A 15,524-nucleotide genomic window follows, 5' to 3' on the forward strand; every position below is an offset into this window, starting at 1 on the left:
TGTGAAGTTGTAAACTTGAAATCGAGATGATGCAGCCCAATAGATTCAACATCAACAATAATTTAGAGGACGTTTCTCAATGAGTTTAATTTCTGTAGCACACGCAGCAGGTGAAGGTGCACCACAAGGTGGCGGTTTTGAAATGCTAATCATGCTTGGCATGTTCGCGGTTATCTTTTACTTCATGATCTACCGCCCACAAGCAAAGCGTGTAAAAGAGCACAAAAGCTTAATGGCTGCGATGGGTAAAGGCGATGAAGTGCTAACTAGCGGTGGTCTAGTTGGTAAAATCACTAAAATCGCAGAAGATAGCGATTACATCACTATCGAGCTAAACGCGAACAATGAAATTGTGATCAAAAAAGATTTCGTCACTGCAGTGTTACCAAAAGGTACGCTTAAGTCTCTATAAAACAGCTAGAGGATCCTCGCTGTGCTAAACCGTTATCCGTTATGGAAGTATTTATTGGTAGTGTTTGCCATTGCCATTTCCGCTTTGTATGCACTTCCAAATATCTACGGTGAAGATCCGGCTATTCAAGTTACAGGGGCGCGTGGCGCCTCTGTAGATATGTCAACGCTGGATGCTGTCACCAATGCTCTTGATAAAGAGAGCCTTTCTCATAAATCCATTGCTTTAGAAAATGGATCAATTCTTGTTCGATTTAACGATACTGATACACAAATTAGTGCTCGTGACATCATTAGTGAAGCGTTAGGCAAAGATACTATCGTTGCACTGAACCTTGCTCCTTCTACACCTAGCTGGCTGGAATCTATTGGTGCTGCGCCAATGAAGCTTGGCCTTGATTTGCGTGGTGGTGTTCACTTCTTAATGGAAGTGGATATGGACGCGGCAATGGAAAAATTGTCAGGCCAACAAGAAGAAGCCTTTCGTAGTGAACTTCGTGATGAAAAAATCCGTTACCGCGCTATTCGTACGGTAGGTAACGATACCGTTGAAGTGACTTTGCGTGATGCAGAGCAACTTGAACAATCAAAAGCGGCACTGGCTTCAAAACACCCTGACATGACTTTTGTTGAGTCTGATGCTAACGGACGATTTATCTTAACGGCTAAATTTACCGAGCAACGCTTACAAGAAATTCGTAATTATGCGGTTGAACAGAACATTACGATTCTACGTAACCGTGTTAATGAACTTGGGGTCGCAGAGCCTTTGGTTCAACGCCAAGGTGCAAGCCGCATCGTGGTTGAACTTCCAGGTGTTCAAGACACGGCTCGTGCGAAAGAAATTTTAGGGGCAACAGCAACACTTGAGTTCCGTGAAGTTGATGATAAAGCGGATTTAGCTGCAGCGGTCTCTGGTCGTGTTCCTCCTGGTAGCGAAATTAAGTTCGACCGTAATCAACGTCCTGTAGTTTTGAAAAAACGTGTGATTCTAGGCGGTGCGAGCATTACTGATGCAAGCTCAAGCACGGATGAATACGGACGCCCGCAAGTAAACATCTCACTAGACAGTGAAGGTGGTAACAAAATGTCAGCGTTCTCTAAAAAGAACATTGGCAAGCTGATGGCGACCGTGTTTGCAGAATACAAAGACAGTGGTCGCAAAACTCCGGAAGGTAAAGTGATTCTTGCTAAGCAAGAAGAAGTGATCAACCAAGCGACGATTCAGTCGGCGTTAGGTCGTAACTTCCGTATCACTGGCATTGATTCTGTGGCTGAAGCACACAACTTAGCGTTGCTATTGCGTGCTGGTGCTCTGATTGCGCCGATCTCTATTGTTGAAGAACGTACGATTGGTCCATCAATGGGTCAACAAAACATCGATATGGGTGTTCAAGCGTGTATCTGGGGTATGGTCGCGGTTATGTTGTTTACGCTGCTTTATTACCGTGGATTTGGTCTTATTGCCAACATCGCGCTAATGGCTAACCTAGTACTGATTATCGGTGTCATGTCGATGATTCCGGGGGCCACTATGACGCTACCAGGTATCGCAGGTATTGTATTAACAGTTGGTATGGCGGTTGATGCGAACGTACTGATCTTTGAGCGTATTCGGGAAGAGCTTCGTGATGGGCGCAACCCGCAACAAGCGATCCACCAAGGTTATGCGAATGCATTTAGTACCATTGCCGATGCCAACATTACCACATTGATTACCGCTATCATCTTGTTCGCAGTGGGTACAGGGGCAATTAAAGGCTTCGCCGTGACACTTTCTATCGGTATTTTAACTTCTATGTTCACCGCTATTATCGGGACTCGCTGTATTGTGAACCTGTTATACGGTGGTAAACGTATCAAAAAACTGTCGATCTAAGGCTAGGAATTATTATGTTTCAGATTCTAAAAGCAGATAAAACGATCGACTTTATGCGTTGGTCGAAGTTAGCGTTTATTTTCTCAATTTTGATGATAGGTGCTTCACTCTTTACGCTTTCAACTAAATGGTTGAATTGGGGTTTAGATTTTACCGGCGGAACTTTAATTGAAGTTGGCTTTGAACAGCCAGCTAACCTTGAAGATATCCGTGGGGCACTTGAAGCAAAAGGGTTTGGTGATGCAACAGTGCAGAACTTTGGCTCTGCGCGTGAAGTAATGGTTCGCTTGCGTCCTCGTGACAATGTCGCGGGTGAAACACTCGGCAACCAGATCCTTTCAGCTATCAAAGAAGGAACCGGTAGCAGTGTTGAGATGCGCCGTATTGAGTTTGTTGGGCCAAACGTGGGGGATGAGTTGGCTGAAGCGGGTGGTTTAGCCATTCTAGCTTCACTAATTTGTATCCTGCTTTACGTGTCTATGCGTTTTGAATGGCGTTTAGCAGCAGGGGCGGTTTTGGCCTTGGCGCACGACGTTATCATTACTCTTGGCATATTTTCTATCATGCAAATTGAGGTTGACCTAACGATTGTGGCAGCACTGCTGACGGTTGTTGGTTACTCGCTCAACGATACCATTGTTGTATTTGACCGTATCCGTGAAAACTTCCGCAAATTGCGTAAAGGCGATTCCGCGGAAATCATGAACAGCTCAATCACCCAAACGTTAAGCCGTACATTAATTACATCCGGTACGACTTTGCTAGTGGTTATTGCACTGTTTGTGCAGGGCGGTGCCAACATTCATGGTTTTGCAACAGCATTGTTATTGGGCATCACTGTCGGTACTTATTCTTCAATCTATGTTGCGTCTGCACTGGCATTGAAATTGGGTATCACACGTGAGCACTTACTTCCGCCTCAAGTGGAAAAAGAAGGTGCTGAGTTTGACGAACTCCCTTAGAGTTATACCTGCAACTTCAAGTTATTTGGGTATGTCTTGATTACTAAAAATCATTTAAACGCCAAAAGCCGCAGAAAATTCTGCGGCTTTTTTCTAATGTGAAATTGGTATGATACTTAAGGTAAAGAAAAAGCCTCGTATATTGCTATACGAGGCTTGAATCAGCTGTGACGGAGCTTGATATTGTTCAGTGCAATCTATTTAAGGATAGCGCTGTTACCGTTTTCGCGGATGTGTTTAAGAATTGATTTTACGCCGCGAGCACTTGAGCCAACGATATTACCAGACTTCATGTAGTCAGTACCGCCAGCAAAGTCAGTCAGGATAACACCAGCTTCACGAGCGATTAGCTCACCAGCAGCCATATCCCAAGGTTTCAAGCCCAATTCGAAGTAACCATCAACACGGTTCGCTGCTAGGTAACATAAATCTAGAGCTGGGGAACCTGTACGACGGAAATCCGCACATTCAACAAAAAGAGCAGACATAATCTTCATGAAAGATTCAGAGTGTTGTTTTTGTTTGAATGGGAAGCCTGTAGCCAGTACCGCACCTTGAAGATCTTTCAATTGCTTAACACGGATACGAGAGTTGTTTAGTTGTGCACCAGAACCACGTTGAGCGGTAAATAGCTCGTTACGCATTGGGTCATAAACACAAGCAACTTCTGTTTTTCCTTTGATACGAACAGCGATAGAAACCGCGAAGTGAGGTAAACCTTTTACAAAGTTTGTGTTGCCATCCAGTGGGTCGATGATCCATTGAACGTCCTTATCTTTACCGTCGATAAGACCGTTTTCTTCAGCAACGATACAGTGTTCTGGGTAAGAACTCTTGATTGTATCGATGATCATAGCTTCTGCTTCTTTGTCTACGTTAGTAACAAAGTCATTAGTGCCTTTCTGAGTGGTTTCGATTTTCTCAGCGTTTTCTAGCGATTTAGCAATATGATTGCCAGCTTTTCGCGCAGCGCGAATAGCTATGTTTAGCATTGGATGCATACAGTTTTCCCAACGGATGTTAAAGAACGAAAAAGCGGGCGGCAGTATACCAAATTTTTATTAAAAAGGAAGTGGTTATTTTTTGCTCGTTCGGTCTTGTATCACACAAGGACCTGACTATTTTGGTCAGGTTTATGTTAATATCTCGGCGTTTTAATTTTATTGGTGTTATGTGCAATGTTAGACAATGTAAAAGTCGTTTTGGTGGGCACTTCTCATTCTGGAAATATTGGCTCTGCGGCCCGTGCAATGAAAGTGATGGGGCTGAGCAAAATGGTTTTGGTTGCGCCGCAATGCGAAGTTGACGCTCAAGCGATTGCTTTAGCTGCGGGCGCTAGCGACATCGCGCTAAATGCAGAAATTGTTGAAACATTAGACCAAGCCGTTGAAAACTGTGGTTTGGTGGTGGGTTCAAGTGCTCGCTCTCGCACCTTAGAATGGCCAATGCTTGAGCCGCGAGAATGCGGTGAGAAATTTGCAATTGAGGGTCAACAGCATCCTGTCGCGTTGGTGTTTGGTCGCGAACGAACGGGCTTAACTAACGAAGAGCTGCAAAAGTGTCATTTCCACGTCTGTATTCCTGCTAACCCAGAATACAGTTCCTTGAACTTAGCAATGGCAGTGCAAACCTTGAGCTACGAGATTCGTATTGCGCATTTGGATTACGAGAAAAAGGGTTATCCATCGCAGCCTCAAGAAGTTTACTCACGTCACAATGAGCTAGAAATGTTTTATGAGCACCTTGAAAAGGTGATTACTCAAACCCAATTTATCTCTAAAGAACAGCCCGGTCAGGTAATGAATAAACTTCGTCGTCTATTCAGTCGTGCGCGTCCTGAAGCTCAAGAAATCAATATCTTACGCGGTGTTCTAACGTCAATTGAAAAGCACAGCATTACTAAGTAATTAACCTCTTTTATTAAATGGTTAAATACCCGACTAATTTAGTCAAATAAATACTTGACCAAATTAGTCGGGTATGGAAAAATACTAACCACATAATCAATGTGGATACGGTATGATATGAGACTTACATCTAAAGGAAGATATGCGGTAACAGCCATGTTAGATGTGGCTCTGCATTCGCAGCAAACCCCAGTGCCACTGGCGGATATTTCAGAGCGCCAAGGTATTTCGCTCTCTTATCTAGAGCAGCTTTTTTCTAAATTGCGCAAAGCTGGCTTAGTGGCGAGTGTGCGTGGCCCTGGTGGTGGTTACCGCTTAGGTGCTGATGCATGCACAATTTCGATTGGTACTGTAATTGCGGCTGTGGATGAATCCGTAGACGCAACCAAATGTAATGGTAAAGGTGACTGCCAAGGTGGTACTCGCTGTCTAACCCATACATTATGGCGTGATCTAAGCTCACGCATCAGTGACTTTCTCAATAACATCTCTCTTGGTGAGTTGATGGTTGATAATGAAGTCCTACAAATTTCTGATCGCCAAGACATAGGTCTTACGATAAACCACGGGTTAACCAAGAAAAATACTAATGCCGTTACAATCGGCTCGGCACCCGTAGGTCTTAATGCTCGCTCATAGCGGCGATGTTTACATTGGAGTAGAAAATGAAACTGCCTATTTATTTTGACTATTCAGCTACCTGTCCTGTTGATCCTCGTGTGGCTGAAAAGATGGTTCAGTGCATGACGATGGACGGTAATTTCGGTAACCCGGCTTCTCGTTCTCACCGTTATGGCTGGCAGGCAGAAGAAGCGGTAGACACGGCGCGTGAGCAAATTGCAGATCTAATCAATGCAGATCCACGTGAAATCGTATTTACTTCTGGCGCTACAGAATCAGATAACCTCGCAATTAAAGGTGCTGCGCACTTTTATGCTAAGCAAGGTAAGCATATCATTACATGTAAAACCGAGCACAAAGCCGTGCTTGATCCTTGTCGCCAACTTGAGCGTGAAGGTTATGAAGTGACTTATCTTGAGCCTGAATCTAATGGTTTAATTGATCTTAAAAAGTTAGAAGCAGCACTACGTGATGATACGGTTCTTGTTTCGATCATGCACGTGAACAACGAAATTGGTGTTATCCAAGATATTTCTGCAATCGGCGAATTGTGTCGTGAGCGCAAAGTTATTTTCCACGTTGATGCCGCACAATCGGCAGGTAAGGTGCCTCTTGATGTGCAAGAAATGAAAGTTGATCTGATCTCTTTCTCTGCACATAAGATATATGGCCCGAAAGGTATTGGTGCACTTTACGTTCGTCGTAAACCTCGTATTCGTCTTGAGGCGCAAATGCACGGTGGCGGTCATGAACGAGGTTTCCGTTCAGGTACACTTCCGACTCACCAAATTGTCGGTATGGGTGAAGCGTTCCGCATTGCAAAACTAGAGATGCAAAACGATTTCGCACACGCCAAAGCACTGCGTGACCGTTTACTTGCTGGAGTCCAAGATATGGAAGCCGTTACAGTAAATGGTGATCTAGAGCAACGAGTTCCGCACAACCTAAACGTGAGTTTTGCTTTCGTTGAAGGTGAATCGTTGCTGATGTCTTTAAAAGACCTTGCCGTATCATCGGGCAGTGCTTGTACATCAGCAAGCTTGGAGCCTTCGTATGTACTGCGTGCTCTGGGGCTCAACGATGAATTAGCACATAGCTCAGTGCGTTTCTCGTTTGGTCGTTTCACGACAGAAGAAGAAATTGACTACGCGGTTGAGCAAATCCGTGTAGCCGTTAGTAAATTACGCGACATGTCTCCTCTATGGGATATGTATAAAGAGGGAGTTGATCTGAACACCGTTGAGTGGGCACATCACTAGTTATTCATAAAGAACTAGTTATTCCCAAGGAAATAGAGGATTAGAGGAAACTATCATGGCATACAGCGAAAAAGTAATTGATCACTACGAAAACCCACGCAATGTAGGTTCTTTTGATAAAGAAGATCCATCAATTGGTAGTGGTATGGTTGGCGCACCCGCTTGTGGTGACGTAATGAAACTGCAAATTAAAGTCACACCAGAAGGCATCATTGAAGATGCGAAGTTTAAAACTTATGGTTGTGGTAGCGCTATTGCTTCAAGCTCATTAGTAACAGAATGGGTAAAAGGTAAAAGCATTGATGAAGCAGCTGCAATTAAGAACTCTGAAATTGCTGAAGAACTTGAACTTCCACCTGTTAAAGTTCACTGCTCAATTTTGGCAGAAGATGCTATCAAAGCAGCCGTTGCTGACTATAAAAAGAAACACCAACAATAATTTATCAGGGAGTGAACGTTCACTCCCACAATTTCAAACCAAGAATCTAGGGTTGTAGTATGGCCATTACCTTAACTGAAGCAGCAGCAAATCGCGTTAGAGCATTTCTGGATAACCGAGGCAAAGGCGTTGGATTACGTCTTGGAGTGAAAACGACCGGTTGCTCGGGTATGGCTTATGTACTGGAATTTGTTGATGAACTCAACGATGAAGATCAAGTGTTTGAAGATCATGGTGTAAAAGTCATTATCGATGCAAAAAGCCTCGTTTACCTCAGCGGCACGCAGCTAGACTACGTAAAAGAAGGGTTAAACGAAGGTTTTGAATTCAACAACCCAAACGCGAAAAGTGAATGTGGTTGTGGTGAAAGCTTCAACGTGTAATGGTTAGCTTTCGGATAGCTAGGCTCATCATTGATAACGAGCCTAGTACCGAGCACTAGGAGCGATGTGTTAATGAACTACTTTGAATTATTTGGGCTACCAAGTCAGTTTGCGCTGGATGGTAGCCTTCTTTCTTCCCAGTTTCTGGCTTTGCAAAAGCGCTTCCATCCGGATAACTTTGCAACTGCTTCAGAACGAGACCGCTTACTTGCTGTGCAAAAAGCCTCTCAAATCAATGATGCTTATCAAGTATTAAAAGCTCCCATAACTCGCGCGGAATATCTGCTGGCAGAAAATGGTATCGAGCTACGTGGTGAGCACCAAACCCTGCAAGATCCGATGTTCTTAATGGAACAAATGGAATTGCGTGAAGAGTTGGAAGATATCGCTTCGCATCCTGAAGCAGAAAGTGCTTTATTCGATTTTGAAAGCAAAGTAAGCAAGATGTATAAACAACATCTTACTTTAGTTGAGCAACAGCTGAATGAAAACCAGTGGAGCACTGCTGCTGATACGGTTCGTAAGCTGAAATTTATTGCCAAACTAAAACATGAAATAGAACGAGTCGAAGAACGTTTACTCGGCTAATTCCGTAATAAGGACCAATCAATGGCATTACTTCAAATTGCAGAACCGGGTCAAAGCTCCGCGCCGCATCAGCATAAACTTGCGGCAGGTATTGACCTTGGTACGACCAATTCATTAGTCGCTTCCGTTCGAAGCGGTGATGCGACAACGCTTGTTGATGAGCAAGGCCGTAGTATTCTGCCTTCAGTTGTGCATTACACGGCAGAAACAAGCTTGGTTGGCGATGCTGCCAGAGAAAAAGCACAACGTGATCCTGCTAACACCATTATTTCTGTGAAGCGTTTGATTGGACGCTCATTGACTGATATTCAAGCGCGCTACCCAACCTTACCTTATCACTTTAAAGCCAGTGACAATGGCTTACCTATTTTGCAAACGGCGCAGGGTGATAAAAATCCGATTCAAGTATCGGCTGATATTCTAAAGTCATTGGCTAAACGTGCTGAACAATCATTAGGTGGTGAGCTGGCTGGCGTAGTCATCACTGTACCGGCTTATTTTGATGATGCCCAGCGTGCAGGAACCAAAGATGCGGCTAATCTTGCTGGTCTGCATGTGCTTCGTTTGCTCAATGAGCCGACGGCAGCTGCCATTGCTTACGGTCTAGACTCCGCTCAAGAAGGCGTTATCGCTGTTTACGATTTAGGTGGTGGCACATTTGACATCTCTATTTTACGACTGTCTAAAGGCGTATTTGAGGTACTGGCAACTGGCGGAGATTCTGCATTAGGTGGTGATGATTTTGACCATTTAATTGCAGAGCATTTACAAGCACAAATCGGCTTGTCTTCACCATTAAGTGCAGAGCAAAATCGCACGTTACTGGATGCGGCTACCGCGGCCAAAATAGCGTTGTCGGATACAACCAGTGTTGATGTTTCGGTATTAGGCTGGGACGGGCATTTTACGCGTGAAGAGTTTAATCAACTGATTACACCACTGGTTAAGAAAACATTATTGTCGTGCCGTCGTACTTTGAAAGATGCTGAAATTGATGCCGATGAAGTGCTAGAAGTGGTGATGGTCGGTGGATCAACTCGTACGCCTTTAGTTCGTGATTTAGTCGGTGAATTTTTTGGTCGTACACCACTGACCAGCATTAACCCTGATGAAGTCGTGGCGATTGGTGCGGCTATTCAAGCGGATATTTTGGTAGGTAACAAGCCTGACTCTGAAATGCTGTTGCTTGATGTTATCCCGCTTTCACTGGGTATCGAAACCATGGGTGGATTGGTCGAGAAAATCATTCCACGCAATACTACGATTCCAGTCGCAAGAGCTCAAGAATTCACTACTTTTAAAGATGGCCAAACGGCGATGACTATTCATACCGTGCAAGGTGAGCGTGAGATGGTCGATGACTGCCGTTCATTAGCGCGTTTTTCTTTAAAAGGTATTCCACCGATGACCGCGGGTGCTGCTCATATTCGTGTCACTTATCAAGTGGATGCTGATGGTTTGCTATCCGTCACAGCAATGGAAAAGAGCACTGGTGTTCAGTCTGAAATTCAAGTTAAGCCTTCTTATGGTTTGAGTGATAACGAAGTGGCAGACATGCTTAAAGACTCAATGGCGTTTGCTGAAAAAGACATGCAAGCTCGTGTACTAGCAGAGCAAAGAGTTGAAGCTGACCGCGTCATTGAAGGGCTTATTTCAGCGATGCATGCTGATGGCGATGAGCTTCTTACAGAAAGTGAAAAACAGCAATTACTTGGTGCGATTGAAGCGTTAATTGCACTACGCAATGGTGAAAGTGCCGATGCCATTGAGCAAGGTATTAAAGATACAGACAAAGCTAGCCAAGATTTTGCTGCACGTCGAATGGATAAGTCGATTCGCGCGGCATTGGCTGGCCAGTCTGTGGACGATATTTAAAGAGAAAAATTATGCCTAAGATTATTGTTTTACCTCATGAAGATCTTTGCCCTGAAGGTGCCGTACTTGAAGCAAAAACAGGCGAAACCGTACTTGATGTCGCTTTGAAAAATGGAATCGCTATTGAGCACGCCTGTGAAAAGTCATGCGCTTGTACAACTTGTCACGTCATCATCCGTGAAGGGTTTGATTCACTGAATGAAAGTGATGAACTGGAAGATGACATGCTTGATAAAGCATGGGGTCTAGAGCCAGAATCTCGCCTTGGATGCCAAGCTCGAGTCTGTAGTGAAGATTTAGTGGTCGAAATTCCCAAGTACACGCTAAACCTTGCTTCTGAAGATCACTAGTAAGCGCGGCGTGGGCAATCCGCTTACGCCAGTGCTTGATTAAATAAGGGCAATAAGATGAAATGGACAGATTCTCGCGATATTGCGATTGAGCTATGTGATTTGTATCCAGATGTCGATCCTAAAAATGTACGTTTTACCGACTTACATCAATGGGTAATGGAACTGGATGAATTTGATGATGAACCGAACCGTTCTAACGAAAAAATCTTAGAAGCCATCATCTTATGTTGGATGGAAGAAATCGACTAATGTTTGTTTAATCCCATCGCTAACGCTATGGTAATTTGGTAAAACATCACCGAGTTAACAATTCTTGCTAAAAAAAGCGGACCTTATGGTCCGTTTTTTTATCAACTTGACATTTTAACCCTACAAAATGCTAACATCCTCTCGTTATTTAATCGTAATGGCACAGGTAAGGCCATATCCAGGCAAGGAGAAACCATGTCTACAAAGATGTCTGTATTTATTAGCCAAGAAGCTGCCCAGCCTCAGTGGGGAGACAAGGCGATTTTGTCATTTTCAGAAAATGGCGTAACGATTCATGTAATCGAAGGTTTGCACGATGTCGCAACTGTTCAGCGTGCAGCACGTAAGTTGGATTCGCAAGGCATCAGAGCCATCAGTTTACAAGGTGAGGGCTGGGATCTCGAAAGCATTTGGGCATTCCATCAAGGCTACCGTGAAGCGAAAAAACTTAACACATTAGAGTGGCAACCACTGGCTGAGCAAGAGCAAGCAGAGCTAGAGTATCGCATCAAAGCGACTGAATGGACGCGTGATATCATCAACAAAAGTGCTGAAGAAGTAGCACCTCGTCAGTTAGCGACGATGGCCGCTGAATTTATCAAGTCACTGGCACCGGACCATGTCACCTACCGTATTGTGAAAGATAAAGATCTTCTTACTGAAGGGTGGGAAGGGATTTATGCTGTCGGGCGCGGCTCTGAGCGTACTTCGGCAATGCTGCAGTTGGATTACAACCCAACGGGTAAGGAAGATGCTCCTGTATTTGCTTGTCTAGTGGGCAAAGGAATTACTTTTGATTCTGGCGGCTATAGCCTCAAGCCATCAAATTTCATGACATCCATGAAGGCGGATATGGGCGGGGCTGGTACTATTACCGGCGGCCTAGGTCTGGCGATCATGCGTGGTTTCAATAAGCGAGTGAAGTTGATCCTTTGCTGTGCGGAAAACATGGTGTCAGGTCGTGCACTAAAACTGGGTGATATTATCACTTATAAAAATGGTACTAGCGTTGAAATTATGAACACAGACGCGGAAGGCCGTTTAGTGCTTGCTGATGGCTTGATGTTCGCCGATGCACAAAAACCAGAACTGATTATCGATTGTGCGACACTAACGGGCGCAGCGAAAAATGCGTTGGGTAATGATTACCACGCGCTACTGAGCTTTGATGACGAGTTAGCACATCAAGCACTTACTGCGGCAAGTCAGGAAAAAGAGGGGCTATGGCCACTACCTTTGGCTGATTTCCACCGCAGCATGCTACCTTCCAGTTTTGCCGATCTTTCTAATATCAGCTCTGGTGATTATTCACCAGGCGCAAGTACAGCGGCCGCTTTCCTTTCTTACTTTGTTGAAGATTATAAGAAAGGCTGGTTGCACTTTGATTGTGCGGGTACTTACCGCAAATCATCAAGTGACAAGTGGGCGGCAGGCGCTACGGGAATGGGCGTGCGCACGCTAGCTCGTATCTTAACTGACCAAGCCAAATAATTTTGAGGCGGTCAAGTATGTTGGCCGCTAATTATAACTAAAAAAACAAAAGTAGAAGGACAACCTTATGGCTCTAGAAAGAACCTTTTCTATCATTAAGCCCGATGCAGTAGAACGTAATTTGATTGGTGAAATTTATCACCGTATTGAGAAAGCGGATTTGCGTATTGTTGCCGCAAAAATGTTGCATTTGAATCAAGAGCAAGCCGGTGGCTTTTATGCTGAACATGAAGGCAAAGCCTTCTTCGCTGATCTGACCAAATTCATGACTTCAGGACCGATTATGGTTCAAGTTCTTGAAGGAGAGAATGCCATCGCTCGTTACCGTGAACTGATGGGTAAAACTAACCCAGAAGAGGCTGCTTGCGGCACTATTCGTGCTGATTACGCATTAAGTATGCGTTATAACTCGGTACACGGAAGTGATAGCCCTGAGTCAGCAGCGCGCGAAATTGCTTTTTTCTTCCCTGAATCAGAAATCTGCCCTCGCTAATCTTGCTTGTCATGCATTTAAATAGAACATCATCCGCAGTATCCCTACGTACTGCGGATTTTTTGTTTTTACAGCGTTGGCATTGAGTCGATAAAATTCATCCCTCAATTTTACTGGTGAGATATTATGGCCTTAAGAAACTCGTGGTTTTAGTCCCCTTGTTGTAGATGTCTAAAGGCTGTACAATTCGCGCCCTTAATTATTGTTTCCATCTCTGTGAGGCTACATGGCTACTGAAAAAGTCAATCTACTCGATTTTGATCGCAAGGGGCTGCGTCATTTTTTTGCTGAGGAACTTGGTGAAAAAGCATTCCGTGCTGATCAAGTAATGAAGTGGATCTACCATTTTGGTTGTGATGACTTCGAGAGCATGACAAACATCAATAAGAAGTTGCGTGAAAAGCTACAGCAAAAATGTGAAATTCGCGCTCCTATCGTATCTGAAGCACAGCACTCTTCTGATGGCACTATCAAGTGGGCAATGCGTGTTGGCGATCAAGATGTTGAAACGGTATATATTCCCGATGAAGATCGCGCGACACTGTGCGTTTCATCTCAGGTGGGCTGCGCATTAGAATGTAAATTCTGCTCAACCGCTCAACAAGGTTTCAATCGTAATTTAAAAGTGTCAGAGATCATTGGCCAAGTTTGGCGTGCTGCACGTGAAATCGGTTTGGAAAAAGAAACTGGCCGTCGTCCTATCACTAACGTTGTCATGATGGGAATGGGTGAGCCATTACTCAACATGAAAAACTTGATCCCAGCGTTAGAAATTATGTTGGATGATCTCGGTTTTGGGTTATCAAAACGCCGCGTAACGGTATCGACGTCTGGTGTGGTTTCTGGCTTAGATCAAATGACGGGGCAAATTGATGTCGCCTTAGCCATTTCTTTGCATGCGCCAAATGATAAGCTGCGTAGTGAAATTATGCCGATCAATGATCGTTGGGATATTCAAGATTTCTTAGCATCGGTACGCCGTTATATTGCCTCTTCCAATGCAAACCGTGGAAAAGTGACCGTAGAATACGTTTTACTCGATCATGTCAACGACGACATGGATCACGCCCATGAACTGGCTCAATTAATGAAAGGCACGCCGTGCAAGATTAACCTGATCCCGTTTAATCCATACCCTGGCTCACCATATAAAAAACCAAGCAACTCACGCATTGACCGCTTCCAAAAAACATTAATGCAGTACGAGCATACGGTAACAATACGTAAGACTCGCGGTGATGATATTGATGCAGCATGCGGGCAGCTAGTGGGAGACGTGATTGACCGTACTAAGCGAACAAAAATTAAGCAAATGCACGGTGATGTGATTGCTGTCAAAGCGCTTTAAATAACACCCTAAGCAAAGCTAGAGATTTCTCTGGCTTTGTTCATTTTTACCATTTGAAATGATTTAACCTCATTTTGAGGTCAATTTAATGAAAAATCTTGACCTGTCAGTAATTTCTTTCCCAAAGCGATGTTGTTTAACATCAAATATCCATTAGAATTGTTCATCAAGCTAAAGCTATTTCTAAAATCGCCTGCATAAATTAATGCAAAGTTTTTACACCGCTGGAATGCGCCTAATTCGTTGCTACTAAAAAACAAGTAAAAAAGTGATGATTGTGCCGTTCAAGCCATAACATAATGAGATGTAAAAAGCGGATGAGTACTGAACAAGAACAAGTTACCGTAGAGAATCACACCGTAAAACCAGGCACTTTATTGAAGGCAAAACGCGAAGCGTTGGGCTTAACTCAAAAACAAGTGGCTGATCGATTACGTTTACGTCTTTCGATTATTCAAAATTTAGAAGAAAACCATTTTCCAGATGGTCAGGTTGCGACCTTTACTCGCGGTTATTTGCGCTCGTACGCTAAAGCAGTTGGAATCAAAGAGTCAGAAATATTGGCTGCTTTCGAAGATAGTTATCCAGCCATTCCTCGCGAACAACCAATGCAAAGTTTCTCAAAGAAGACTAAGCGAGAGAAACACGATAGCCGTATCATGACCCTCACTTGGGGGATTTTTGCAATTTTGATCGGCATATCATCACTATGGTGGTGGCAAAACCAACAACAGGAAACGGAACTTTTAGAACACAATGAGCCTATTGTTTCTGTTCTTGATCAAGATATGGCATCTGTTCCTGTCGAGCGTGTCACTGATGATCAGTTTACTACAGCTTCTGAATTAGTGTCAGAAACTGACAGCAATGAAGAGGTGGCGTCAGATCCGCAAGTGGACATTCAAACTGCTGAGCTGATCCCGTCATCTGAAGAAGATATTGTTGAACCAGAGCCTAATGTAGTGGAAGCGCAAGCAGAGCCAATTTCAGCCAGCAACCCAGAAAATACCAGTCAAGTGGATACTGGCTTTTCTCCTCTTTCTTTATCATTTAATGCTGATTGCTGGATTCAAATAAAAGACGCATCCGGTAAAACCTTGTCGACCGGCATTAAAAAAGCAGGACAGACAGTAACATTAACGGGCGAAGCACCACTACAGATTATTTTGGGTGCCCCTGAGAGCGTTTCAATGACATTTGCGAGTGAACCTGTCGACCTTTCTGGGTATACTTCCGGCAAAGTCGCTAGATTCACCTTACCTTAGA

The 15,524-nt window shown here is 44.0% G+C and carries 17 protein-coding genes; 16 read left to right on the forward strand and 1 reads right to left on the reverse strand.

Going from position 1 to position 15,524, the window contains the following annotated elements:
• The first annotated feature begins 79 nt into the window (after positions 1 to 79).
• From yajC to secF, 3 genes are read left to right on the forward strand one after another with little or no spacing between them, the layout of a single operon-like run.
• Complete coding sequence (gene yajC / locus EYW48_RS06090; protein ID WP_053310413.1) at positions 80 to 412, forward strand: preprotein translocase subunit YajC; 333 nt, start codon at positions 80 to 82, stop codon at positions 410 to 412.
• A 21-nt stretch (positions 413 to 433) separates the two neighbouring features.
• Positions 434 to 2,290 carry a protein translocase subunit SecD gene (gene secD, locus EYW48_RS06095; protein ID WP_277432009.1) on the forward strand — a complete coding sequence of 619 codons (1,857 nt, stop codon included), beginning with the start codon at positions 434 to 436 and terminating at the stop codon, positions 2,288 to 2,290.
• 14 nt (positions 2,291 to 2,304) lie between these two features.
• Positions 2,305 to 3,252, forward strand: a complete 948-nt coding sequence (gene secF / locus EYW48_RS06100) for a protein translocase subunit SecF (RefSeq protein WP_053310411.1) — start codon at positions 2,305 to 2,307, stop codon at positions 3,250 to 3,252.
• A 197-nt stretch (positions 3,253 to 3,449) separates the two neighbouring features.
• On the opposite strand, the gene suhB is transcribed toward secF, so the two are convergent.
• Positions 3,450 to 4,253 (reverse strand): inositol-1-monophosphatase, encoded by an 804-nt coding sequence (gene suhB / locus EYW48_RS06105; RefSeq protein ID WP_053310410.1) that lies wholly within the window; start codon positions 4,251 to 4,253, stop codon positions 3,450 to 3,452.
• A 177-nt stretch (positions 4,254 to 4,430) separates the two neighbouring features.
• Here suhB and trmJ point away from each other — a divergent pair, with 177 nt between their 5' ends.
• From trmJ to rodZ, 13 genes are all read left to right on the forward strand, one after another.
• A complete protein-coding gene (gene trmJ / locus EYW48_RS06110) occupies positions 4,431 to 5,159 on the forward strand; it encodes a tRNA (cytosine(32)/uridine(32)-2'-O)-methyltransferase TrmJ (protein WP_274672856.1) in 729 nt (242 codons plus the stop codon).
• Between the two features lie 117 nt (positions 5,160 to 5,276).
• Positions 5,277 to 5,798: a Fe-S cluster assembly transcriptional regulator IscR gene (iscR, locus tag EYW48_RS06115; RefSeq protein WP_071233038.1), complete on the forward strand. Its 522-nt coding sequence runs from the start codon at positions 5,277 to 5,279 to the stop codon at positions 5,796 to 5,798.
• Positions 5,799 to 5,824: 26 nt separating this feature from the next.
• Complete coding sequence (locus tag EYW48_RS06120; RefSeq protein ID WP_053310407.1) at positions 5,825 to 7,039, forward strand: IscS subfamily cysteine desulfurase; 1,215 nt, start codon at positions 5,825 to 5,827, stop codon at positions 7,037 to 7,039.
• Positions 7,040 to 7,094: 55 nt separating this feature from the next.
• Positions 7,095 to 7,478 (forward strand): Fe-S cluster assembly scaffold IscU, encoded by a 384-nt coding sequence (gene iscU / locus EYW48_RS06125; RefSeq protein ID WP_053310406.1) that lies wholly within the window; start codon positions 7,095 to 7,097, stop codon positions 7,476 to 7,478.
• A 59-nt stretch (positions 7,479 to 7,537) separates the two neighbouring features.
• Entirely contained in the window at positions 7,538 to 7,861 is a 324-nt protein-coding gene (gene iscA, locus EYW48_RS06130) for an iron-sulfur cluster assembly protein IscA (protein ID WP_053310405.1), read from the forward strand.
• A gap of 72 nt (positions 7,862 to 7,933) precedes the next feature.
• On the forward strand, positions 7,934 to 8,449 hold the full coding sequence (gene hscB, locus EYW48_RS06135) for a co-chaperone HscB (protein WP_171980368.1): 516 nt from the start codon (positions 7,934 to 7,936) through the stop codon (positions 8,447 to 8,449).
• Between the two features lie 21 nt (positions 8,450 to 8,470).
• Positions 8,471 to 10,324: a Fe-S protein assembly chaperone HscA gene (gene hscA, locus EYW48_RS06140; RefSeq protein WP_171980367.1), complete on the forward strand. Its 1,854-nt coding sequence runs from the start codon at positions 8,471 to 8,473 to the stop codon at positions 10,322 to 10,324.
• A gap of 11 nt (positions 10,325 to 10,335) precedes the next feature.
• Complete coding sequence (gene fdx, locus EYW48_RS06145; protein WP_053310402.1) at positions 10,336 to 10,674, forward strand: ISC system 2Fe-2S type ferredoxin; 339 nt, start codon at positions 10,336 to 10,338, stop codon at positions 10,672 to 10,674.
• Positions 10,675 to 10,731: 57 nt separating this feature from the next.
• Entirely contained in the window at positions 10,732 to 10,926 is a 195-nt protein-coding gene (gene iscX / locus EYW48_RS06150; protein WP_053310401.1) for a Fe-S cluster assembly protein IscX, read from the forward strand.
• A 195-nt stretch (positions 10,927 to 11,121) separates the two neighbouring features.
• Positions 11,122 to 12,417 (forward strand): aminopeptidase PepB, encoded by a 1,296-nt coding sequence (pepB, locus tag EYW48_RS06155; protein WP_176313477.1) that lies wholly within the window; start codon positions 11,122 to 11,124, stop codon positions 12,415 to 12,417.
• A 67-nt stretch (positions 12,418 to 12,484) separates the two neighbouring features.
• Positions 12,485 to 12,910 (forward strand): nucleoside-diphosphate kinase, encoded by a 426-nt coding sequence (gene ndk / locus EYW48_RS06160; RefSeq protein ID WP_053310399.1) that lies wholly within the window; start codon positions 12,485 to 12,487, stop codon positions 12,908 to 12,910.
• Positions 12,911 to 13,136: 226 nt separating this feature from the next.
• The gene (locus tag EYW48_RS06165; protein WP_053310398.1) at positions 13,137 to 14,258 is read left to right on the forward strand and encodes a bifunctional tRNA (adenosine(37)-C2)-methyltransferase TrmG/ribosomal RNA large subunit methyltransferase RlmN; all 1,122 of its coding nucleotides are present in this window, start codon (positions 13,137 to 13,139) and stop codon (positions 14,256 to 14,258) included.
• A 299-nt stretch (positions 14,259 to 14,557) separates the two neighbouring features.
• The gene (gene rodZ / locus EYW48_RS06170) at positions 14,558 to 15,523 is read left to right on the forward strand and encodes a cytoskeleton protein RodZ (RefSeq protein WP_176313478.1); all 966 of its coding nucleotides are present in this window, start codon (positions 14,558 to 14,560) and stop codon (positions 15,521 to 15,523) included.
• The last annotated feature ends 1 nt before the right edge of the window (position 15,524 follow it).

The organism is Vibrio sp. 1180_3 (genome assembly GCF_029478545.1).
Taxonomy (GTDB): domain Bacteria; phylum Pseudomonadota; class Gammaproteobacteria; order Enterobacterales; family Vibrionaceae; genus Vibrio; species Vibrio aestuarianus.